Raw genomic sequence first — 21584 nt, 5'->3', positions numbered from 1 at the left:
GACTGGGTTGCGAGTGGCATGCGCCGCATTTGCCGCGCTACCGTACGGCCATGCGTCTGACCGACATGGCAGCGGGCCCAATGCATCGCTGCATTGGGCCCGACTGTTGGGATCACTTCACTTCACTACCCAAGGCGCCAAGCATTGCCTGCAAGCGCAACGTACGCTGCAGGTCAGTCCGCCATCACCTTGTCCGGCGTCATCGGCGTGCTGCGGATGCGCTTGCCGGTGGCGTGGAAGATGGCGTTGCAGATCGCCGCAGACACGCCGACCAGGCCGATCTCGCCCACGCCCTTCGCACCCAGGCTGCTGACGACGCGGTCGTCTTCGTCGGCGAAGATCACGTCGATGTCGTGAATGTCGGCGTTGGCGGAGACGTGATACAGCGCCAGGTCGTGATTCATGAAGCGGCCGAAGCGATGGTCCGATTGGGTGTGCTCGTGCAGCGCCTGGCCGATGCCCCAGACCACGCCCCCCACAATCTGGCTGCGTGCGGTGATCGGATTGAGGATGCGCCCGGCGGCAACGGCGCTGACCACGCGGGTGACCCGCACCGTGCCCAGTTCTTCGTCCACCCGGACCTCCACAAACACCGCGCCGTGCGTGGCACGGGTGTATTTGCGTTGCTTGAGCACGTTCGGCAGCAGGAGGAACTTATCTTCGATCTGCTCCAGCCCTGCAGTGCGCAGCAGGTCGGTCAGGGCGATGGCGCTGCCGGCATCGGCCCGCAATGCCAGCGTGCCGTCGGCAAAGACCACATCGTCAGGTTTGGCCTTGGCAAAGCGCGAGTCGGGCAGGGCCTGGGCCAGACGCAATAGACGCCCGCGCAGCTTTGCGCACACGCCATCCACTGCCGAGCCCACCGTGGTGACGTGCGAGGAGCCACCTTCGATCGGCGCAACGGGCAAGGTGGAGTCGCCAAGTTGAAACGTCACCTGCTCCAAGGGCAGGCCCAGCGCTTCGGCAGCGATCATCGCCATCACCGTGTAGGTGCCGGTGCCGATATCGCTGGCTGCGCTGCTGACCACCAAACGGCCGTCGGCATGCAGCGCCGCATGTGCGCGCGCGAACATCTGCATCGCATCCCACTGCCCGGTGGCCATGCCCCAGCCCACCCACTCGCTGCCTTCCTTGCGCGCGCGCGGTTGCAGGGGGCGTTGCGCCCAACCGAAGCGCTCTGCCCCTTGCTCGTAACACTGGCGCAGCGCCTTGGTAGAGTAGGGCTTGTCGTCGGCCGGATTGACCTCGGCGTAGTTCTTCAGGCGCAGTGCCAACGGATCGATGCCGACCTCATAGGCCAACTCGTCCATCGCCACTTCCAGCGCATGCACACCATGCGCGGCGCCGGGCGCACGCATGTCGATGGGGCTGTATTGGTCCAGACTCACCAGCTTGTAGCCCAGGTGCACGTTGTCGCAGGCGTACAACTGACCGCTCCAGTTGACCACTACCTCCACGTAGTCTTCGATGCGCGAGGTTTCGGCGATGGCTTCATGCCAGACCGAGCGCAAGGTGCCGTCGCGGTCTGCGCCGAGCTTGAGCCGCTGCAGCGTTTCCGGGCGGTGGCCGAAGGTGAACATCTGTTGTCGCGTCAGCACCACGCGCATCGAGCGATCCAGCAGGATCGACGCCATCACCGCCAGCGGCAACTGATACTGCGGGCGCAGCCCGGAGCCGAACGCGCCTCCCACGTACGGGTTGCGCACGGTCACCTTGCGCTTGCTCAGCCCGAACACGTGCGACACGTACCAGCGGCTGTTCTGCGAACCCTGGGTTTTGTCGTAAATGGTGAAATGGCCGTCGGCGTCGCGGATGACGGTGGAAGCGAACAATTCCATCGGGTTGTGGTGCTCGACGCCGCTGTAGTAGTCGGCCTGTACCTGGCACGCGGCATTGTCGAATGCGCTCTGCGGATCGCCCTTGTCCTTGGGCGGCGGCGAAAATCCGGCCTTCAGCGGCTTGGGCGCGTGTGCACGGTCCAGGTTGGTCATCAGGTTGGTGTCGTGCGGGTCCTGCAACAGCTCCACTTCCACCAGATGCGCGGCATGGCGCGCCGCTTCAAAGGTCTCGGCAACCACCAGCGCGATGGGCTGGCCGCTGTACAAGATCTTGTTGTCGTACAACGGACGGAACGGCGAGCCGGCCGGCGCCGTCATGTCCTTGTAGAACAGGTCCATGCCGCGCATGTGCGGGCGGTTTTCATGGGTGACGATCTCCAGCACGCCGGGGACTGCGCGTGCTGCATCCAGATGGAAGGCAACGATCTCACCCTTGGCAATGCTGCTGTTGACCACCACGCCATAGGCCAAGTCCGGCACCGGCCATTCGGCGGCATAACGCGCCTGGCCGGTGACTTTTGCGCGTCCGTCGATGCGCGTGACGCCGGTGCCGGTGGGGCGATAGCCGGTGCCGCTGTCGGCAACCGGCGGGGTCAGCGCGCTGTCGGACAGGTCGGGGATGCGTGCGTTCATGGCGATTCCTCCAGCGCACTGGTGCGCCCGCGGTTGTCGATGGTGCCCTCGCGCGCAACGCTCAATGCGCGCACGATGGCGCGGCGTGCCAGCGGCAGCTTGAAGGCATTCTCGCCCTGCGGTTGCGCACCCTGCAGCAGCGCATCGGCCAGGCGGCCGAAGGTGTCGGCAGTGGCCGGCTGGCCGACCAGCGGTGCCTCTGCATCGGCATTGCGCCAGGGTTTGTGGGCCACGCCGCCCAGTGCCACACGCACTTCGCGAATGCTGCCGTCGTCGGCCAGATCCAGGGCCGCTGCCACCGACACCAGCGCGAACGCATAGGAGAGGCGCTCGCGGATCTTGAGGTAGGCACTATGCGCAACGAAGCGCTGCGCATCGGGCAGATCGATATGCACGATCAATTCGTCCGGCGCCAAGGTGCTATCCAGTTCCGGGTGATCGCCAGGCAGACGGTGGAACTGCGCGAGCGGAATGTCGCGCTCGCCATTGGCGCCCTGCACGTGCACCACGGCATCCAGCGCGGCCAATGCCACGCACATATCCGATGGATGCGTGGCGATGCAATGCGCGCTGGTGCCGAGAATGGCGTTGTATTTGGTCAGCCCGCCAATGGCCGAGCAGCCGGTGCCCGGGTCGCGTTTGTTGCACGGGGTGGCATGGTCGTAGAAATACATGCAGCGCGTGCGCTGCAGCAGGTTGCCGCCATTGCTGGCCATGTTGCGAATCTGCGGCGAAGCGCCGGCCAGAATCGCCGCGCTCAGCAAGGGGTAACGCGTTTCCACCTCCGGGTGATATGCAGTGTCGGCATTGCGCGCCAACGCACCCAGGCGCAGGCCGCCGTCGGGTTGGGTGCTGATGCTGTCCAGCGGCAGCCGATTGATGTCGATCAAACTGCTGGGGCGCATAAGCTGCAGTTTCATCAAATCGGTCAGATTGGTGCCGCCGGCGATGAAGCGTACCGGTGCCTCGGAGGGCACCGGCTGCGTGTCGCCGCTGCGCACTGCAATGGCGCCAAGCGCCGCATCGACGGTGTCCGGGCGTGTGTAGGTGAGCGGAATCATGCCGGCACCGTCCCGGGCGTCCACGGAGTGGCCGCGCTGTCGCTGCTGTCGCTGGGCTTGCCCATCACCTCCATCACGGCATCGGTGATCTGCGGATAGGCACCGCAACGGCAGATATTGCCGCTCATCAGTTCACGTACCTGGTCGCGGTCGTGCGCCTTGCCTTCGTTGATCAAGCCCACGGCCGAGCACAGCTGCCCCGGAGTGCAGTAACCGCACTGAAATGCATCGTTGGCGATGAAGGCGCGTTGCAGCGGATGCAGTGCGTCGCCATCGGCCAGCCCTTCGACGGTGGTGATGTCGGCGCCGTCCTGCATGACGGCCAGGGTCAGGCAGCTGTTGATGCGGCGGCCATCGACCAGCACCGTGCAAGCGCCGCATTGGCCATGGTCGCAGCCTTTCTTGGTGCCGGTGAGGTCGAGGCGGTCGCGCAGCAGGTCGAGCAGGCTCACCCAGGCTTCGAGCTGCAAGTGATACGGCTGAGCGTTGATGCGCAGGTTGACCGGGTAGGTCGGCGCACTGGTGGTGGCAGTGGCCGGCGCCGTGTCATGGGCAGTGGCGGGTGTGGCAGTCATGCGAACCCCGTGGCGATGGCTGAGGAGAAGGACCACCACCTTGACGGCGCTGTGGTCAACGCAAAGTGACCACGGCTACGATTGGCACCGATGCGACGCGGCGTACGCGCATTCAGGAGCGGCATCGTGATCGCTGCACGCTCGTGCCTGCATGGCGCGCGCGCGTGCATGCACTGTGTGGAGTGCCATGCCATGCGCTGAATTCGTCAGCTTTGCGCACGCGTCAGCGCGCTGGTGTCCCAGCTGTTGCGACGTGCCGCCGTTATCCTGGCGGCATGAAGACGAGGTGGCAGCAATGAGCCGGCGTGGTGGTAGTACGGATCTTCCCTTGCATGGAGGCCGCGTTCCGCGTTGGTTGGGTGAGCGGATGACGCGGCTTGGTGCAGTGATGTGCGAGGCGATCGTGCACAGCTATGGGCGCGATGAATTGTTGCGGCGGCTTGCGCACCCGTTCTGGTTTCAGTCGTTCGGTGCGGTCATGGGCATGGACTGGCATTCGTCCGGCATTACCACCAGCGTGATCGGCGCGCTCAAGCGTGGGTTGACGCCACTGTCCGGCGAACTGGGCATTCATGTCTGTGGCGGGCGCGGCCGGCATTCGCGTGCCACGCCTTCGGAGTTGCTGGCCGTGGGCGATGCGGTCGGGTTGGACGGCGCCGCATTGGCACAGGCCAGCCGCCTGGTCGCCAAGGTGGACAGCGCTGCCGTGCAGGACGGTTTCGATCTGTATCTGCACGGCTTCATCGTCAGCGACGATGGCCGCTGGGTGGTGGTGCAGCAAGGCATGCATGGGCAGCGCAAGCAGGCACGCCGATATCACTGGCTCTCCGAAGGCCTGAGCAGTTTTGTGGATGCGCCGCATGCTGCCATCGATGGCGCGCATCAAGGCAACATCGTCAATCTCGCCGACCACCGCGCCGCTGCCTCGCGCGATGCGCAGGTGGCACTGCTGCGCAGCACCGCGCCGGACCGGCTGGCACAGCAGTGGCAACGGATTGCGGGTGTGGAGGCGCCTGCGGCGCAAGGTCCGCTCACCGGCGATCTGTTCGCCGTGCACGCCTGGGACCCGGCACAACAACCGCATCTGTGCATGCCCGACCATCATGACGTGCGCAGCGAAAACGTGATCACACGACGGCTGCACGCCAGCTTGGCCGCCGCTGCCGAAGCGGGGCCGCGCGATTTCACCGCGCTGCTGCAAGTGCCCGGCGTGGGTGCGCGCGCCTTGCGCTCGCTGGCGATGGTGGCCGAAGTGATGCACGGCACGCCATGCCGTTTCAGCGACCCGGCACGCTTTTCGCTTGCGCATGGCGGCAAGGACCGGCAACCGTTCCCGGTGCCCACACGCGTGCTCGATCACACCATCGGCGTACTCAAGCAAGCGATGCAGCAGGCCAGACTGGGCAACGACGAACGCTTGCAGGCGATTGCGCGGCTTGACGCGCAGGCGCGTCGACTCGAAGCCAGCGCGCAAGGGCCGACGGTGGACGACTACATCGCGCAGGAACGTCGCGATTCGCATCGCTATGGCGGGCGTAGCGTGTTCGGGTGGGAACCGGCGCCGGAGGATGCGCGCGCGGTGCAGCCGACCCAAGCGCATGCAGGTCGCCGATGAGCGTGCGCGCGCCTGGCAGCACGCCAGTGGCCATCGACGGACGTTGCTTCACCTATGTGTTCCCATGCCAGTGGGAAGACCATTGCAAGATCGGTTTCTCGCGCGATCCGCTGGGGCGCATCGGTAGCCTGCATCCGCGCTGGTTCGATTTTTTCGATCTGGAGCACGGGCTGCTGGTGGAAACCGAGCGCGAGCGCGATGCGCGCGATCTCGAACTGCAACTGCGGCGCCCGCTGCTTGCGCACAACGCACCGGCACCGATGGCGATCCGCGCAGTGGCCGGTGGGCATACCGAATGGTTTCGGGGCGTGGGCGAGGCGTTGCAACGTGCAGTTGCGCAACTGCAGCAGGGCGGGTATCGCGTGTTCGTGTTGCGCGACTGGCTGCAGGCGGCGATGGCCCAGCGTATCGATCGCCTCTACGACTGGGCCGCGGTGCAGTTGAGTGCGGACGAACTGGATGGCCTGGTCGGCCCCACGCCAGCACAACGTGCGCTGCGCGATGTACTCGATGGTTACCGCGCATTGGATCTTCCCGTGCAGGCACATGTGCCCGAACATATTTGGGCTTGGTATTGCCGCAACGGCTGAGCATGTTGCCAGCACGTTGACGTGCGTCGTCTCAGCATCGCCTCAACCCGGAGGAGTGCCTTATGCAGATTGCACAACTGACATTGACCGACGCGTTCAAGGTGCTGTTTTCGGTGCGCCAGGTGCAAGCTGCCGAAATGGCGATTGCACCGGGCCAGGGCGAGGGCGGGCCAGACAATCGCCACCGTGGTGCCGATCAATGGCTGTACGTGGTGGACGGCACCGGCGAGGCGGTGATCGAGGGGCAGACGCATGCACTGCAGGCCGGTAGCCTGATCGCCATCGAGCGCGGTGAAACCCATGAGATCCGCAATACCGGGAGCACACCGTTGAAGACGGTCAATTTCTATCACCCGCCTGCCTACGATGCCCAAGGCGAACCCTTGCCAGCCGGTGAGGGGGCGTGATCGCTGGCGGTTTCGCATGTCGTTGAGTGGATCGGTCACTGCGCAGGTGCATGACCTGGAAAAAGCGGCAGGCATGCTTCAACGCCAGGTGAGCACCGCGCCCACTGCGCATTGACGCGGCGCTTGTTACATCGAGTTGCCATCCACAACAGGGGAAGTGCCATGCCACAGGCCAAGACACGCCGCGCTGCTGCCAAGGACAAGCGCGAAGGAAAATCGGCCAGCACCCAGGCCGGCGAATATGTCAAAGAAGAAATCGACCAGGTGCGCGACGGCGCGCATGGTGTGAAAAGTACCAAGCAGGCCATTGCGATCGGCTTGTCCAAGGCGCGCCGCGATGGCGTGGACGTTGCCCCGCGCAGTTCCGCGTCCAGGGCCACCAAGAAAAAAGCCGCGCAGGACAAGGCAGCGGCAGCCTCCAAAAAGCCGGTGTCGCCTACGCGCTCGGCCGGTGCCAAGAAAGCCCTCAAGACCGCCAGCAAGGGCACTACCGCCAAGAAGACAGTAGGCAAAAAGGCATTGTCCAAACAGACCACGGGTGCCGCAAAAAAGCGCACTGCCAGCGACCGTTCGACGGCAGCAAAGAAGGCGGCCAAGACCAAGGGCCCGGCAGTACGCAAGGCCGCTGCAAAGAAAGCGGCGGCGACGCGGAAGCTTGCCGAGTAAGAGCATCTGTGCCATGCAGCGACGTCAGTGCTGACTGGTTGCGGCGTGTGGATCCAAGACTGCGCATGCAATGCCAGACAAGCGCGTCGCGTGCCACAGGCCTGTTTTCAGCCGTAGTGGCCCTGCGGTTCGTGTACATGCGTGTCCGCGCGCAAACGCACGCGAGGTCGCAGCCATTGCGCAAACGTCGCTTCGCTCCACGCGCCATCGGCCAGGCCCATCATGGCAACGTATTTCTCTTCCTGCGAAGCGATGAGTTCGGCGCCGTTGAGTAGCAAAAAAACCCGATAGCACACATGGGCAGTCCGTTTGTTGCCATCTACGAACGGATGATTGCGCGCGAACCCGTAGGCCAGGCTGGCCGTCAGCTCTACAAGATCGGGTGGAGGATCGCCGTAGGAAAACAGTTGCTGCGGGCGTGCCAGTGCCGAGGCCAAGAGTGCCTCGTCGCGCACTCCGCTTGCGCCGCCGTGCTCGCTCAATTGACGTTCGTGGATCGCCAATGCAAGTGCGTGCGTGATCCAGACCAGCATGCGCGTGTTCACTTGGCCAGCTTGTTCAGCACTTGGCGATCCTCGCGCATCACCTGCTCGGCCACATCCATCTGCGCGGCCAACGTCGGGTCGAATGCGGTCAGCCTGATGCCGTCGGGCGTTTCCAGTGCATAGAGTTCGTCGCCCTTTCCAAGCCGCAGGCGGGCCAGCAGTTCCTTAGGCAGGATGATGCCGGCGGAATTGCCGATGGCGGTGATCTTGAGCTTCATGGCGGCATCTCGCGTTATTACGAAGGTTATAACCCTGTCGTCAGCCAGTCGCAAGTGGCGTGCTGAAGCGGCTCAGCACGCCAGTCTCGCCTGCTGCGATCGATTGGTGTACAAATGTACACCTTGTCCCGTCCTGCTGCCTCGCCCCGATGCCATCACTTCCCCCCCAACGTGCCGCCGTGTTGGCGTTCCTGCAGGAGCAGGCCCAGGCGGGCGTCTCGCCCAGTCTGGCCGAGATCGCGCAGGCCTTCGGGTTTGCCTCGCGCAATGCCGCACAAAAGCACGTGCAGGCGCTGGCCGACGCCGGATTGATCGAGCTGCTGCCCAATCAGAAACGTGGCATCCGTGTACCGGGAGGCGCCGGTCGCGATGCATTGCTGGCCTTGCCGGTGCTGGGGCGAGTGGCAGCAGGTCTGCCGATCGGTGCGGATATCGGCCTGGAGCGTCAGCTCTGGCTGGACCGCGCGCTGTTTTCGCTGCGCCCGGATTACCTGCTGCAGGTGCAGGGCGATTCGATGATCGATGACGGCATTCTGGATGGCGACCTGGTGGGCGTGCATCGCAGCAACGAGGCGCGCGACGGGCAAATCGTGGTGGCGCGGGTGGATGGCGAAATCACCATCAAGCGCCTGGAGCGCGGCGCCGAACGGATCCGCCTGCTGCCGCGCAATCGCGCGCATGCGCCGATCGTGGTGGCGGCCGATGCCGACTTCGCGATCGAAGGGCTGTACTGCGGCCTGATCCGGCAGGGCTGACATGAGCCAGGAGCCGGCGCGCATCAGACAGGACGGCAATGCGGCCGTGGCACTGCCGTTGGACGCCCTGCTGGCCGCGCGCACGGTCTGGCGTGCAGGCCAGGGCACGGCCACCGCCAATGGCGGTGAATCCACCGGGCATGTGGCATTGGATGCATTGCTTCCCGATGGCGGCTGGCCGCGGCGTGCCTTGACCGAATTGTTGTTGCCTGCGCATGGCATCGGCGAGATCGCCTTGTTGCTGCCCACGCTGGCACGCATGACCGCCAGCAGCAGCCGGGTGGTATTGGTGGCACCGCCGTTCATTCCCTACGCGCCGGCCTGGCAGGCGGGCGGGGTGGTGCTGGAGCATCTGGAAGTGGTGCAGGCCGAGCCGCGCGAAGCGTTATGGGCGTTCGAACAATGCCTGCGCAGCGGCGCATGCGCTGCGGTACTGGGCTGGCCGCAGACCGGCGATGCGCGTGCGCTGCGCCGGTTGCAGGTGGCGGCCGATAGCGGCAATTGCTGCGCGTTCGCACTGCGCGACCGCCGTCATGCGGTGAATGCATCGCCGGCGGCCTTGCGGCTGGAATTCCTGCCCGAGCGCGATGCCTGGCAGGTGCGCAAATGCCGGGGCGGGCAGGTGCCGTCGCAGCCGTTGCGGCTGGCGCATTGAGGCGCGCGCATGTTGTGGGCCTGCATATTGCTGCCGCAGCTGGCGCTGGACGCCGTCCTTCGGCGTCTGGAAGAACCGCAGGCGCCACTGGCGCTGGTGGAAGGCCCGGCGCAGCTGCGCAGCCTGCATTCGGTCAATGCTGCCGCTGGCGCAGCTGGGTTGAAGGCCGGCATGCGGCTATCGGCGGCGCATGCCTTGATGACGCAGGTACGCACCATCGATTACGACGCGCAAAACGAAGCGCGCACGCAGCGGTTTCTTGCGGCCTGGGCGTATCGGCATAGTTCGCTGGTCAGCCAGCAGTGGTCGCGCGCCATCGTGCTGGAAGCCGGTGCCAGCTTTCGCCTGTTCGGCCCCTGGCCGCGCTTCGAGCGTCGCCTGCGCGATGAGCTGCAGGCCTTGGGCTTCCAGCACCGGCTTGCGCTGGCGCCCACGCCGCGCGCCGCACGCGTGCTGGCTGGGCTGCGCGACGGCATGGTGGTGACGCAATTGCCGGCCCTGCACAGCACGCTCGACAAGGTGCCTGTACGCCGCGCTGCATTGCCTGACGATGCCGGCGAGCGCCTGCAGCACATGGGCGTGCGCACGCTCGCGGCGGTGCGCGGCCTGCCGCGTGACGGGTTGCGCCGGCGGTTTGGTGCGGACCTGCTCGATCACCTGGATCGCCTCTACGGGCAGGTCGACGACCCACTGGAGTGCTACGCGCCGCCAGACCACTTCGACCACCGCGTGGAGCTGGGCTATGAGGTGGAAACGCATCCGGCGCTGCTGTTTCCGTTGCGCCGGCTGATCGGCGACCTGTGCACGTATCTGTCCATTCGCGATGGCGGCGTGCAGCGGTTTTTATTGCGCCTGGAGCATGAAGAAGGCGCGACCGATGTGGAGATCGGTCTGCTCACGCCGGAACGCGCGCCCACCTTGCTGTTCGAGCTGGCCCGCAACCGGCTGGAGCGGGTGGAGATTCCGCGGCCGGTGGTGGCGATGCGCTTGCTGGCACGGCAGCTGCCACCGTTCGTACCGGCCATGCGCGACCTGTTCGATCAGCGCGCGCAGCAATCGGTGGAGTGGCCGCAACTGCGCGAGCGCCTGCGTGCACGGCTTGGCGATGACGCGGTCTATCGCGTGTTGCCGGCCGACGACCCGCGCCCGGAGCGCGCGTGGCGTCGCGCCATCGGCGATGCGGTGCGCGAAGCCGCTGCGCCGCCGCGTCCGCCGCGCCCCACCTGGTTGCTGCCGCAGCCGGTGCCGCTGCACGACCCGCACCTGCGCATCGTGTCCGGCCCGGAACGGCTGGAAAGCGGTTGGTGGGACGACGATGAAGCCCGTCGCGATTACTACGTGGTGGAGACTGCGCGCGGCCGGCGTGGTTGGGCCTTCGCCGCGCCCGGTCGGGTGGACGGCTGGATGCTGCATGGATGGTTCGCGTGAGCGCGCGTATGTTCGCGCGGTATCGGAGCAGGTACCGGCTGTCTGGTGGTTGCGGCTGGGGCGCGCGTGGCCGATGCCAGGGCTGCAGGCAAGAGCAGCAGCATCTGCAACGGCGCGATCTGCTGCGCATTGCAAAAACCGTCTGGCGCAGCGCGCTGTTGAAGGCAGCCGTCCATGAGCTGGGATGACGCCATCGATGGCGTAGACCGCGACACGCCCGGCGGGCGCATGCCGCGCGCCTGGAATGTGGCCGCACGGTTGCGCGCGGCCAACGACGACATCAGCCATGCGCACGTTGCCGATGGCTTGCCCGCCTATGCCGAGCTGCACTGCCTGTCGGACTTCTCGTTCCTGCGTGGCGCCTCCAGCGCCGAACAGCTGTTCGTGCGCGCACAACACTGCGGCTACAGCGCCTTGGCCATCACCGACGAATGCTCGCTGGCCGGCATCGTGCGTGGCCTGGAAGCGTCGCGCGCCACCGGGGTGCGGTTGATCGTCGGTAGCGAATTCGCCCTGGTCGATGGCACCCGCTTCGTGCTGCTGGTGGAAAACGCGCACGGTTACCCGCAGCTGTGCGGGTTGATCACCACCGCGCGGCGCGCGGCCAGCAAGGGCGCTTATCGCTTGGGGCGGGCCGAGGTGCAAGCGCAGTTTCGCGATGTGGCGCCGGGCGTGTTTGCACTGTGGCTACCCGGCGCGCAGCCGCAGGCAGAGCAGGGTGCCTGGTTGCAACAAGTCTTCGGCGAGCGGGCGTTTCTGGCAGTGGAATTGCATCGCGAACAGGACGATGTCGCACGCCTGCAGGTCCTGCAAGCGCTGGCGCAGCAGTTGGGCATGACCGCGTTGGCCAGCGGCGATGTACATATGGCGCAGCGTCGCGAGCGCATCGTGCAAGACACCTTGACCGCCATCCGCCACACGCTGCCGCTGGCCGAATGCGGCGCACACCTGTTCCGCAATGGCGAGCGCCATCTGCGCACCCGGCGCGCGTTGGGCAATATCTACCCGGATGGGTTGTTGCAGGCCACGGTGGAGCTGGCGCAACGCTGCACCTTCGACATTTCCAAGCTCCAATACACCTATCCCAGAGAATTGGTGCCGCAGGGGCATACGCCTGCCAGTTATCTGCGTCAGCTCACTGAAGCCGGGATGCGGGAGCGCTGGCCGGATGGAGTGCCGAAGAAAATACGCGACGACATCGAGAACGAATTGGCGTTGATCGCCGAACTGGAATACGAGGCTTTCTTTCTCACGGTACAGGATGTGGTGCGGTTTGCGCGTTCCAAAGACATCCTGTGCCAGGGGCGTGGATCTTCAGCAAATTCGGCAGTCTGCTATGCACTGAGCATCACCTCGGTTGATCCGAGCAAGACGCGATTGTTGATCTCGCGCTTCTTGTCCAAGGCGCGTAACGAGCCGCCGGACATCGACGTGGATTTCGAGCACGAACGCCGCGAGGAGGTGTTGCAATACGTCTACGCCAAATACGGGCGCGAACGCGCAGCGCTGGCGGCGACGGTGATCTGCTATCGCGGCAAGAGCGCGGTGCGCGACGTGGCCAAGGCCTTCGGTCTGCCACCGGACCAGATTGCCTTGCTGGCCAATTGCTATGGCTGGGGCAATGGCGAAACACCGATGGAACAGCGCATCGAAGAAGCCGGCTTCGATCTGGCCAACCCGCTGATCAACAAGATCCTGCTCGTGACAGACCACCTGCGCGATCACCCACGGCATCTGTCGCAGCACGTGGGCGGATTCGTCATCTCCGACGAGCCGTTGTCGTTGCTGGTACCGGTGGAAAATGCCGCGATGGCCGACCGCACCATCATCCAGTGGGACAAGGACGATCTGGAAACCATGAAGCTGCTCAAGGTCGATTGCCTGGCCCTGGGCATGCTGACCTGCATTCGCAAGACGCTGGACCTGGTGCGTGGCCACCGTCATCGCGACTACACGTTGGCGACCTTGCCGGATGAGGATGCGGCGACCTACAAGATGATCCAGCGCGCCGATACGGTCGGCGTGTTCCAGATCGAGTCGCGTGCGCAGATGGCCATGCTGCCAAGGCTCAAACCGGCAGAGTTCTACGACCTGGTCATCGAAGTGGCGATCGTGCGCCCTGGCCCGATCCAGGGCGACATGGTGCATCCGTACCTGCAACGTCGCAAGGACAAGAGCCTGATCAACTATCCCTCCGAAGGCGTAGAGCAAATTCTCGGGCCGACATTGGGGATTCCGCTGTTCCAGGAGCAGGTCATGGAGTTGGTGATCCACGCCGGCTACGACCCTGACGAGGCCGACAAGCTACGCCGTTCGATGGCGGCCTGGCGCCGCGGTGGCGACATGGAATCGCATCGCTTGCGCATTCGCGCATTGATGGAAGGCAAAGGCTACGCCTCCAGCTTCATCGACCAGATCTTCGAACAGATCAAGGGTTTCGGTTCCTACGGTTTTCCGCAGAGCCATGCCGCCTCGTTCGCCAAGCTCGTCTACGCCAGCTGCTGGCTCAAACGCCACGAGCCGGCCGCCTTCGCCTGCGGGCTGCTCAACGCGCAGCCGATGGGTTTCTATTCGGCCAGCCAGATCGTGCAGGATGCGCGCCGCGGCAGCCCCGAGCGCGAGCGTGTGGAGGTGCTGCCGGTGGATGTATTGCACAGCGACTGGGACAACACCCTGGTCGGCGGCCGGCCGTGGCGCAGCGCTGCCGATCCTGGCGAACAACCGGCGATCCGGCTGGGCATGCGGCAGGTCGCCGGACTGTCGCAAGTGGTGGCGCAGCGCATCGTTGCCGCACGCACGCAGCGGGCGTTCGCCGATATCGGCGATCTGTGCCTGCGCGCCGCACTCGACGAAAAAGCACGCCTGGCATTGGCAGAAGCCGGCGCTCTGCACGGCCTGGTGGGCAACCGCAACGCCGCGCGCTGGGTCATGGCCGGGGTGGAGGCGCGTCGTCCGCTATTGCCGGGCAGCCCGGAGGAGCGCCCGGTGGCGTTCGAGGCGCCGCGCGCCGGCGAAGAAATCCTTGCCGATTACCGCTCGGTCGGCCTGAGTCTGCGCCAGCATCCAATGGCCCTGCTACGGCCGCAGATGCGCCAGCGACGCATCCTGGGTCTGCGCGAATTGCAGGGCCGCCGCCACGGCAGCGGCGTGCATGTGGCCGGCCTGGTCACCCAGCGCCAGCGCCCGGCCACCGCAAAGGGCACCATCTTCGTCACCCTGGAAGACGAGCAGGGCATGATCAACGTCATCGTCTGGTCGCACCTTGCGCTGCGTCGCCGCCGTGCGCTGCTGGAATCGCGCCTGCTCGCCGTGCGCGGTCGCTGGGAACGCGTGGACGGCGTAGAGCATCTCATCGCCGGCGACCTGTACGACCTCAGCAACCTGCTCGGCGACATGCAGCTGCCCTCGCGCGATTTCCATTGACGCTTTTTAGGTGCATGGATTGCTGCTAGATTTCGCCATCGGTTTGCCTACAACACGGAGTCGTACATGCGGAAATGGATCATTCCTGCGGCCTTGGTGCTGCTGATGGCGGCCGGCACTGCCACGGCCCAGGTGGATGTCGGCGCCTATATCAAGAAGGACAAGTTCGCCGACATCAAGCTATCGCCCAGCGGCGCGTATTTCGCCGCGACCGTGCCGATGGAAGACAAGACCGCCCTTGCGATCATGCGGCGTTCGGACAACAGCATCGGCGCCACCTTCGTGCTGGAAAAAAACACCTACGTGAGCGATTTCGCCTGGGTCAGCGACACCCGCGTGTTGATCTCCATTGCACAGAAGTACGGCTTGCTCGACAAGCCGCTGCCGACCGGCGAGCTGTATGCCATCAATGCCGATGGCACCGGAGCCGAGTTGCTGGTGGGTTACCGCGCACGCGGCACCGGCCTTGGCACCAACATCAAGGTCAAGAAGACCGAAGCGGTGGCCGCATTCCTGACCGACCCCTTGCCCGACGACGACCGCAGCGTGATCGTGGCGATCTGGCCGATGTCGGGGCAGGATCCTTATACGCGCGCAGAAAAGCTCGACGTCACCACCGGCCGCCGCCTCCCGCTTGCGCGTGCGCCGATTCAGCGCGCCAGCTTCACCATCGACCATCATGGGCAGGTGCGCTTTGCGCAGGGGGCGGGCTCGGACAACGTCAGCAAGCTGTATTACCGCAAGGGCGCGGGCGACGAATGGGCGCTGATCAATGACGAGCAGGTCAGTGGCCATGTCGAAACACCGCTGGGTTTTTCGCAAGACGAGCGCATTGCGTACTTGCGCGTGCAAAGTGCCGACGGCCCCGATGCGATCGTCGGCTGGGACATCCAGGCCAATCGCCGTGAGCAGGTATTGCGCGACGCGGTGGCCGACCCCCTGGAGATCATCTACCGCAACGGCACCACCATCCCGGTCGGCGCCATTTTCATGGCCGACCGCCCCCGCACCCGCTTTTTCGACGAGCATGGGGCACAGGCGCGGATGTATCACAGCCTGGAGGCGGCCTTTGCCGGCAATGCGGTGCGCGTGACCTCCAGCACCAAAGACGGTCGCTACGTGATGCTTGAAGCCTATTCGGGCAGCAACCCTGGCGATTTCTACGTGTTCGATACGCAACAGAACAAAGCCCAGCATGTGATCAGTCGGCGCGACTGGTTCGACCCCGAGCGCACGGCCACCGTGCAGCCGATTGCACTGCAGGCACGTGACGGGGTGCCACTGCATGGGTATCTCACGCTGCCGCGCAGCGGGGGCGACAAACATCTGCCAATGGTGGTGATGCCCCATGGCGGTCCCTTCGAGATCTTCGACAGCTGGCAGTTCGACGACGATGCGCAGCTGCTGGCGCAAGCGGGCTATGCGGTGCTGCAGATCAATTTCCGTGGCTCGGGCAATTATGGGCGCCACTTCCAGCACGCCGGCGCGCGTCAGTGGGGCGGCACCATGCAGGACGATGTGACCGATGCAACGCGTTGGGCGATTGACCAAGGGTATGCGGATGCACGCAAGATCTGCATCTTTGGCGCCAGTTACGGTGCATACGCAGCCCTGATGGGGGCGGCCAAGGAATCGGGCCTGTATGCGTGCGCGGCCGGTTATGTGGGCGTCTACGACTTGCCGATGATGTTCACCAGCGGCGATATCCAGAAGCGCGGTTCCGGCGAGAACTATCTCAAGCAATGGTTGGGCGATCCGGCCACCCTGGCCGCGCGTTCGCCGGTCAATCTGGCCAGGCAGATCAAGGTGCCGGTGTTTCTGGCCGCAGGGGGCGAAGACGAGCGCGCGCCCATCCAGCACAGCAAGCGAATGGAAGCAGCGTTGCGCCAGGCCGGCACCCCAGTGGAAACGCTGTACTTCGACACAGAAGGCCACGGCTTCTACACCGAGCCCCATCGACGCGCGTTCTACACCCAGCTGTTGGCGTTTTTATCCAAATCGCTGGGTGGCGCCAAGGCCGACTGAGGGTCACCGAGACGGTCGCCTCGGTGAACTGTCCAGTTCGCTTGCCTCTCCTGTCAGTTGGGCCACGCGGTGAGGCAGTGCGCTGTACAGACCCAGCCAGAAGCCTGAGTGAATCATCCTGCCGTCGGTCATTGGCAGTGAACCGGTCCGTGCTACACCATGCAGGTCCGCGCAGCCGCGCTGGCTTGTCTTTCACCCACGAGGCGATCATGAAGTTGGAGGCGTTGTTCGACCAGTTGCACACCTTGCCCACCGTGCCCAAGGTGGCGCAAGACCTGATCCGTCAATTCGACGATCCGCAGACCGATATCGATACGCTGGCGCATAGTATCGAGCGCGATCCGGTGATTGCCGCCAAAGTGTTGCGGCTGGCCAATTCGGCGCGCTTCCATGGCTTGCGCGATTCCACCAGCGTGGAAGACGCGGCCATGCGGCTGGGCTTCAATACCCTGCGCACCCTGGTGCTGGCGTCGGCGATGACGGGCGCGTTCCGGGCTGGCCCGGGCTTCGACCTCAAGGCCTTCTGGCGGCACAGTTTCGAAGTGGCCGGCATCTGCCGCCTGCTGGCGCGCCAGCAGGGGCTGGACCCGGAGACGGCCTTCACCTGCGGGATGATGCACAACATCGGCGAGCTCTTGATCCAGTCCGGTGCGCCGGAATACGCCAGCCGCATCAATCACGAAACCTCCTCTGCCGGTCATGCGGCCGAAGAAACCCTGCAACTGGGCTTCGGCTACCCGGAAGTCGGGGCCGAGCTGGCACGGCGCTGGCAGCTGCCCGTGGTGATCCAGCACGCCATCGCGTACCAGGTCCGGCCCGCCGCGGCCCCGGACGGGGCACGCATGCCATTGCTGGTGGCCCAGGCGGTACTGGTCTGCGATGCGCTGCATGCACATGGCGGCGCCACCGCGGCGGCATTGGAAGCGATACGCAGCCCGCTGATGGACGGCGTGGATCTGGACGCGTTGTTCGCCGCGCTGCCGGAGGTCATCGAGGCCGATCGCGCCTTTGCCGAGTTGCTGCACTAACCCTCGGCAGGATGCGCTGCTACGTCATTCCCGGCGTAGCGGCGCACGCGCACTCTTCTGCGCCTGGCGTCGCACGCGCGGTGTCGGGCTGTTGCCGTGCAGTGATCGCCGCGCCGGGCGCAGATCCCGGCAGGCGCGTTAGCGCAATAACATCCACCCGGCAGCAGCTGACGCCAATTGCACGGCGCGGCGCACCTGTATCGACGCTGGGGGTGAACGTGGTTCGAAATATGCCCGCGTCCTCAACAGCCAACGCGCCGGATACCGCCGCGATCGGACAGATTGCAACCCAGCCGGCAGCGCGTGCGTCGGTTGCCCCTGCGACGTCCACCCGCCATCGCACGCACACTGTCACGCCGCGCCGCAGCTGGACTCGCGTGGACGCAGGCGCTAGCGTGGTGCGAATTTTTTGCCTACAGGGGAATGCCCAATGAGCCACGACGCGCAGCCGCGCCAGCTCACCTTCCGTGCCGTCGCGCTGGCCATCGTGCTGGCGGTCGTGCTTTCGGCCGCCAATGCCTACCTCGGCCTGTTCGCCGGCCTGACCATCGCCACCGCCATCCCGGCAGCCGTCGTGTCGATGGGTGTGCTGCGCCTGTTGGGCGGCGGCACCATTCTGGAGAACAACATCGTCCAGACCGGTGCGTCGGCCGGCTCGTCGATCGCGGCCGGGGTGATCTTCACCATCCCCGCGCTGGTGATCATGGGCTACTGGCCGGACTTCAAGTACTGGTGGGTGCTCGGCATCGCCGGCATGGGCGGCCTGCTTGGCGTGTTGTTCTCGGTGCCGTTGCGTCGCTCGATGATCGTTGAAGACCCGCTGCCGTTCCCCGAAGGCAAGGCGGCGGCCGAAGTGCTCAAGGCCGGCGAAAATCCCGGCCCGGGCCTGAAGATCCTGGCCATCTCCGGCGCCATCGGTGCGCTGGTCAAGCTGGCTGCGGCCAGCGGCCTGCGCGTGATTCCCGACACCTGGGCGCAGGCCACCTACCTGGGCAGCAGCCGGCTGGTGGGCTATATCGGCACCAACCTGTCGCCGGCGCTGCTGGGCGTGGGCTACATCGTCGGGTTGAACGTGGGCATCGTGGTGCTGTCCGGCTCGATCCTGTCCTGGCACATCGCCATCCCGCTGTATCAGCAGTTCTTCATGGGCTCGGACCCGGCCCTGGCGCAGAGCCTGGTCGATGCGTCGGCTGCCGATGCAGCGTTCGGCATCTGGGGCGCGAAGATTCGCTATCTGGGTGTCGGCGCGATGTTGATCGGTGGCGTGTGGACCTTGTTCTCGCTGCGGAAATCACTGTTTTCCGGCGTCAAGAGCGGCTTTGCCGCTGCGCGCAAGAGTGGCGGCGGCGTGGTTGCAGAGACCGAGCGCGATCTGCCGATGAAGTGGATGCTGGTGGCGCTGGTGCTGTGCACGCTGCCGCTGCTGGGCCTGTATCAGGCCATCGTGCAGCAGTGGCATGTGTCGATCCCGATGACCATCATCATGATCGTGGCCGGCTTCCTGTTCGTGTCCGTTTCGGGCTATCTGGCCGGTTTGATCGGCTCTTCCAACAACCCGGTGTCGGGCATCACCATCTCCACCATCCTGTTCGCCTCGGCGGTGCTGGTGTTGCTGCTCGGCAAGAGCGGCCTGGTGCCGGTGGGTATCGGCGCTGCACCGCTGGGCGCAGTGGCCGCGATCATGATCGGCGCGGTGGTGTGCTGCGCGGCGGCGGTGGGCGGGGACAACCTGCAAGATCTCAAGGCCGGTTATCTGGTCGGTGCCACACCGTGGAAACAGCAGCTGATGCTGGGTATTGGCGCGTTCTCGTGCGCGTTGATCATGGCGCCGGTGCTGAACCTGCTGGCTCAAGCCTACGGCATCGGCCCAGCAACGCCACAGCATCCCAACTCGCTGGGCGCGCCGCAGGCGACGCTGATGGCCTCGGTGGCCAAGGGCCTGTTCGGTGGCCAGCTGCCGTGGAGCATGATCGCGATCGGTGCCGGCGTGGGCGCGGCCATCATCGCGCTGGACGAATGGTTGAAGGCCAACGGCAAGCGCTTCCGTGTACCGGTGCTGGCCGCGGCCATCGGCATCTATCTGCCGCTGGAACTGATGGTGCCGATCTTCCTCGGCGGCCTGATCGCGCATCTGGTGGAGCGCTTCCACAACATCCGTGCCGACGACGAAGACGGCCGTGACCGCGTGCATCGCCCGGGCGTGCTGTTTGCCGCTGGCCTGATCACCGGCGAGGCGTTGATGGGCATCGCCATCGCGGTGCCGATCGTGCTGTCCAGCCGTGCCGATGTGCTGGCATTGCCGGCCGCGCTGCAGCTCAACCAGTGGGTCGGCCTGGCGATTCTGGCCCTGGTCGGCTGGCTGCTGTATCGCGTTGGCAAGCGCGGCGAACAGGCCGCCTGAGTGTGATGCCAGATGGCGCATGCGCCCCGCATGCGCCATCTGCAAGCCGCGCCTGGTTGTGCGCGCAGCTTGATCCAGCACAGCTGTGAGGGAACGGGAAACAGCTGTCTGGGCCCCCGGGCTTTACCTGGCGAAGACATGCCAGCGCTGCAATGGCGCCAGGTCCTGCGCACGATGGAGCTCGATTCGCCGTTTCGATTGCATCGCTGCCACTGCGTCCTGCACACCGCATGCAAACCGTGCAGCACTGCCGCATGCGGGCATCGCGGCCTGCACAGCCACCCGCTAACCCGCCATCCAGATTCAATGTCTTTGCGCCGGCTTTACGCCCTGCGCAACTGCCGTGCATAGCGACTTTATGCCGCTGCTGCTTATCGTGCCGTCTCCCGCACAACGGTGCGCTACGAGTGCTGCATGCCTGGACTGATCTGATCCCAACCACGCGGTAGACCGTGGTGCGCTCATGCGCTGTGCATGACGCCGCAACGCCAGGCAAGTGTCTGGCAGTGCAGGCCCGCGCACTTCCCTGCAGTGGGCGTGTGCATCGCATCGCGACCGCACCGACGCCGCCCCGAAAAAACCGCAGTTGCGGCACTGCAGACCAAGTGCAGCGCCGCCATACCGCGCGTCGTAACGCACCACCTCCCACTCTTCAGCGCGGCACGGTCATGCGATTCGTGCCGCGCTTTGCCCTGGAATCACCGCAATGCCCACCATCACCTCGCGCTCGTCTTCCCGCAAGACACTGCTCGCCGTCATCGTTACGGCAGCGCTGAGCAGCCTCGCAGTTCAGGCGCAGGCGCAAGACGCCACCGACGCGGCGCTTTGCACCGATCGGCCGACCAAGGCCAATGCCACCTGCACCGTGCCGGCTGGCGAGTGGCAACTGGAAACCGACATCGGCAATTACACGCGCGACAGCCAGCCCGGCACACGCACAGAGACGGCGTACTTCACCAATCCCACGCTCAAGTACGGCGTCAGCGACCGCATCGATCTGCAACTCAACTGGGCGCCGCAACTGCAGGTCAAGACCACCGACCGCGCCACCGGTGCGCGCAGCAGCCTGAGCGGCGGCGGCGATCTCTATCTGCGCATGAAGGCGCGTGTGTACGAGAGCGACACCGCCAGCGTGGCGCTGCTGCCGTTCGTGAAGGCACCCACCGCGCGTACCGGCCTGGGCAACGACACCTGGGAAGGCGGCCTGGCGCTGCCGGTCAACTTCGTGCTGCCCAGCAGCTTCTCGCTGACGTTCGGTCCGGAACTGGATTGGTTGGCCGACAGCGATGGCAGCGGCAAGCATGTGGCCATCGTCAACGTGATCAATCTGGCGCGCCCACTGACACCAAAGTTGTCGATGGCGGTGGAGGTGTGGTCCTCCATCAACCGCGATCCGGCGCAGACCGTGGAGCAGTACTCGGCCGATATCGCGGCGTCGTATCTGCTCAATCCGCTCCTGCAGCTGGACGTAGGCGCCAATTTCGGCCTCAACGACCGCACGCCCGACACCCAGGTCTACGTCGGCTTGTCGCACCGCTTCTAAGAGCAGCGAACAAAACGACTGCGCAGCCGCCAGGCGGGCGCGGCCGGTGCCCGGAATCGGCATGTACCACTCGTCCACGCCGGTTTTGAGTGCACCGTCCGCACCCACCTGACGACTGCTCGCTACGTTGTAAGCCGCTCTAAAGCGCCCAGCCGCCCGTGTCGCGTGCAGCGGCATG

The 21584-nt window shown here is 65.4% G+C and carries 17 protein-coding genes and 1 other RNA gene; 13 read left to right on the top strand and 5 right to left on the bottom strand.

The window, feature by feature from the left end:
* Positions 1–173: 173 nt before the first annotated feature.
* From LN450_RS01995 to LN450_RS01985, 3 genes are read right to left on the bottom strand one after another with little or no spacing between them, the layout of a single operon-like run.
* Positions 174–2471 (bottom strand): xanthine dehydrogenase family protein molybdopterin-binding subunit, encoded by a 2298-nt coding sequence (locus LN450_RS01995; RefSeq protein ID WP_011346694.1) that lies wholly within the window; start codon positions 2469–2471, stop codon positions 174–176.
* On the bottom strand, positions 2468–3556 hold the full coding sequence (locus LN450_RS01990; protein WP_039417565.1) for an FAD binding domain-containing protein: 1089 nt from the start codon (positions 3554–3556) through the stop codon (positions 2468–2470). The genes LN450_RS01995 and LN450_RS01990 overlap by 4 nt, the downstream gene beginning before the upstream one ends.
* Positions 3529–4107, bottom strand: a complete 579-nt coding sequence (locus tag LN450_RS01985; RefSeq protein ID WP_011346696.1) for a (2Fe-2S)-binding protein — start codon at positions 4105–4107, stop codon at positions 3529–3531. Before LN450_RS01985 ends, LN450_RS01990 begins: the two co-directional genes overlap by 28 nt.
* A gap of 295 nt (positions 4108–4402) precedes the next feature.
* On the opposite strand from LN450_RS01985, the gene LN450_RS01980 reads away from it, so the two are divergent.
* From LN450_RS01980 to LN450_RS01965, 4 genes are all read left to right on the top strand, one after another.
* Positions 4403–5722 carry a DUF763 domain-containing protein gene (locus LN450_RS01980; RefSeq protein WP_011346697.1) on the top strand — a complete coding sequence of 440 codons (1320 nt, stop codon included), beginning with the start codon at positions 4403–4405 and terminating at the stop codon, positions 5720–5722.
* The gene (locus LN450_RS01975; RefSeq protein WP_011346698.1) at positions 5719–6312 is read left to right on the top strand and encodes a GIY-YIG nuclease family protein; all 594 of its coding nucleotides are present in this window, start codon (positions 5719–5721) and stop codon (positions 6310–6312) included. Before LN450_RS01980 ends, LN450_RS01975 begins: the two co-directional genes overlap by 4 nt.
* A gap of 62 nt (positions 6313–6374) precedes the next feature.
* Positions 6375–6719: a cupin domain-containing protein gene (locus tag LN450_RS01970; RefSeq protein WP_008574109.1), complete on the top strand. Its 345-nt coding sequence runs from the start codon at positions 6375–6377 to the stop codon at positions 6717–6719.
* 162 nt (positions 6720–6881) lie between these two features.
* Positions 6882–7385 (top strand): DUF6496 domain-containing protein, encoded by a 504-nt coding sequence (locus tag LN450_RS01965; protein WP_011346699.1) that lies wholly within the window; start codon positions 6882–6884, stop codon positions 7383–7385.
* 107 nt (positions 7386–7492) lie between these two features.
* Here the strand turns inward: LN450_RS01965 and LN450_RS01960 are convergent, their stop codons facing one another.
* A complete protein-coding gene (locus LN450_RS01960) occupies positions 7493–7918 on the bottom strand; it encodes a type II toxin-antitoxin system death-on-curing family toxin (RefSeq protein WP_011346700.1) in 426 nt (141 codons plus the stop codon).
* A gap of 8 nt (positions 7919–7926) precedes the next feature.
* Complete coding sequence (locus tag LN450_RS01955; protein ID WP_008574105.1) at positions 7927–8148, bottom strand: AbrB/MazE/SpoVT family DNA-binding domain-containing protein; 222 nt, start codon at positions 8146–8148, stop codon at positions 7927–7929.
* A 149-nt stretch (positions 8149–8297) separates the two neighbouring features.
* On the opposite strand from LN450_RS01955, the gene lexA reads away from it, so the two are divergent.
* The 9 genes from lexA (at position 8298) to LN450_RS01910 (ending at position 21542) form a co-directional block, all read left to right on the top strand.
* Positions 8298–8903: a transcriptional repressor LexA gene (gene lexA / locus LN450_RS01950; RefSeq protein WP_011346701.1), complete on the top strand. Its 606-nt coding sequence runs from the start codon at positions 8298–8300 to the stop codon at positions 8901–8903.
* A 1-nt stretch (position 8904) separates the two neighbouring features.
* Positions 8905–9558 carry a translesion DNA synthesis-associated protein ImuA gene (gene imuA, locus LN450_RS01945; RefSeq protein WP_011346702.1) on the top strand — a complete coding sequence of 218 codons (654 nt, stop codon included), beginning with the start codon at positions 8905–8907 and terminating at the stop codon, positions 9556–9558.
* A 9-nt stretch (positions 9559–9567) separates the two neighbouring features.
* Complete coding sequence (locus LN450_RS01940) at positions 9568–10986, top strand: Y-family DNA polymerase (RefSeq protein ID WP_011346703.1); 1419 nt, start codon at positions 9568–9570, stop codon at positions 10984–10986.
* Positions 10987–11160: 174 nt separating this feature from the next.
* Positions 11161–14409, top strand: a complete 3249-nt coding sequence (locus LN450_RS01935) for an error-prone DNA polymerase (protein WP_011346704.1) — start codon at positions 11161–11163, stop codon at positions 14407–14409.
* 432 nt (positions 14410–14841) lie between these two features.
* The gene (locus LN450_RS01930; protein ID WP_039417573.1) at positions 14842–16434 is read left to right on the top strand and encodes an alpha/beta hydrolase family protein; all 1593 of its coding nucleotides are present in this window, start codon (positions 14842–14844) and stop codon (positions 16432–16434) included.
* Between the two features lie 209 nt (positions 16435–16643).
* Positions 16644–17462 carry an HDOD domain-containing protein gene (locus tag LN450_RS01925; RefSeq protein WP_033478574.1) on the top strand — a complete coding sequence of 273 codons (819 nt, stop codon included), beginning with the start codon at positions 16644–16646 and terminating at the stop codon, positions 17460–17462.
* A 430-nt stretch (positions 17463–17892) separates the two neighbouring features.
* On the top strand, positions 17893–19863 hold the full coding sequence (locus tag LN450_RS01920; RefSeq protein ID WP_011346708.1) for an OPT family oligopeptide transporter: 1971 nt from the start codon (positions 17893–17895) through the stop codon (positions 19861–19863).
* Between the two features lie 706 nt (positions 19864–20569).
* Positions 20570–21406, top strand: coding sequence for a transporter (locus LN450_RS01915; RefSeq protein ID WP_008571897.1), 837 nt, complete (start codon positions 20570–20572; stop codon positions 21404–21406).
* Positions 21407–21467: 61 nt separating this feature from the next.
* A non-coding RNA gene (locus LN450_RS01910) (sX9 sRNA) lies at positions 21468–21542 on the top strand.
* Positions 21543–21584: the final 42 nt, after the last annotated feature.

This window comes from Xanthomonas euvesicatoria pv. euvesicatoria (assembly GCF_020880415.1).
In the GTDB taxonomy this organism is placed as follows: Bacteria; Pseudomonadota; Gammaproteobacteria; order Xanthomonadales; family Xanthomonadaceae; genus Xanthomonas; species Xanthomonas euvesicatoria.
The sequence above is the reverse complement of the archived record's forward strand: the minus strand, read 5'-3'. Positions and strand labels throughout refer to the sequence as shown.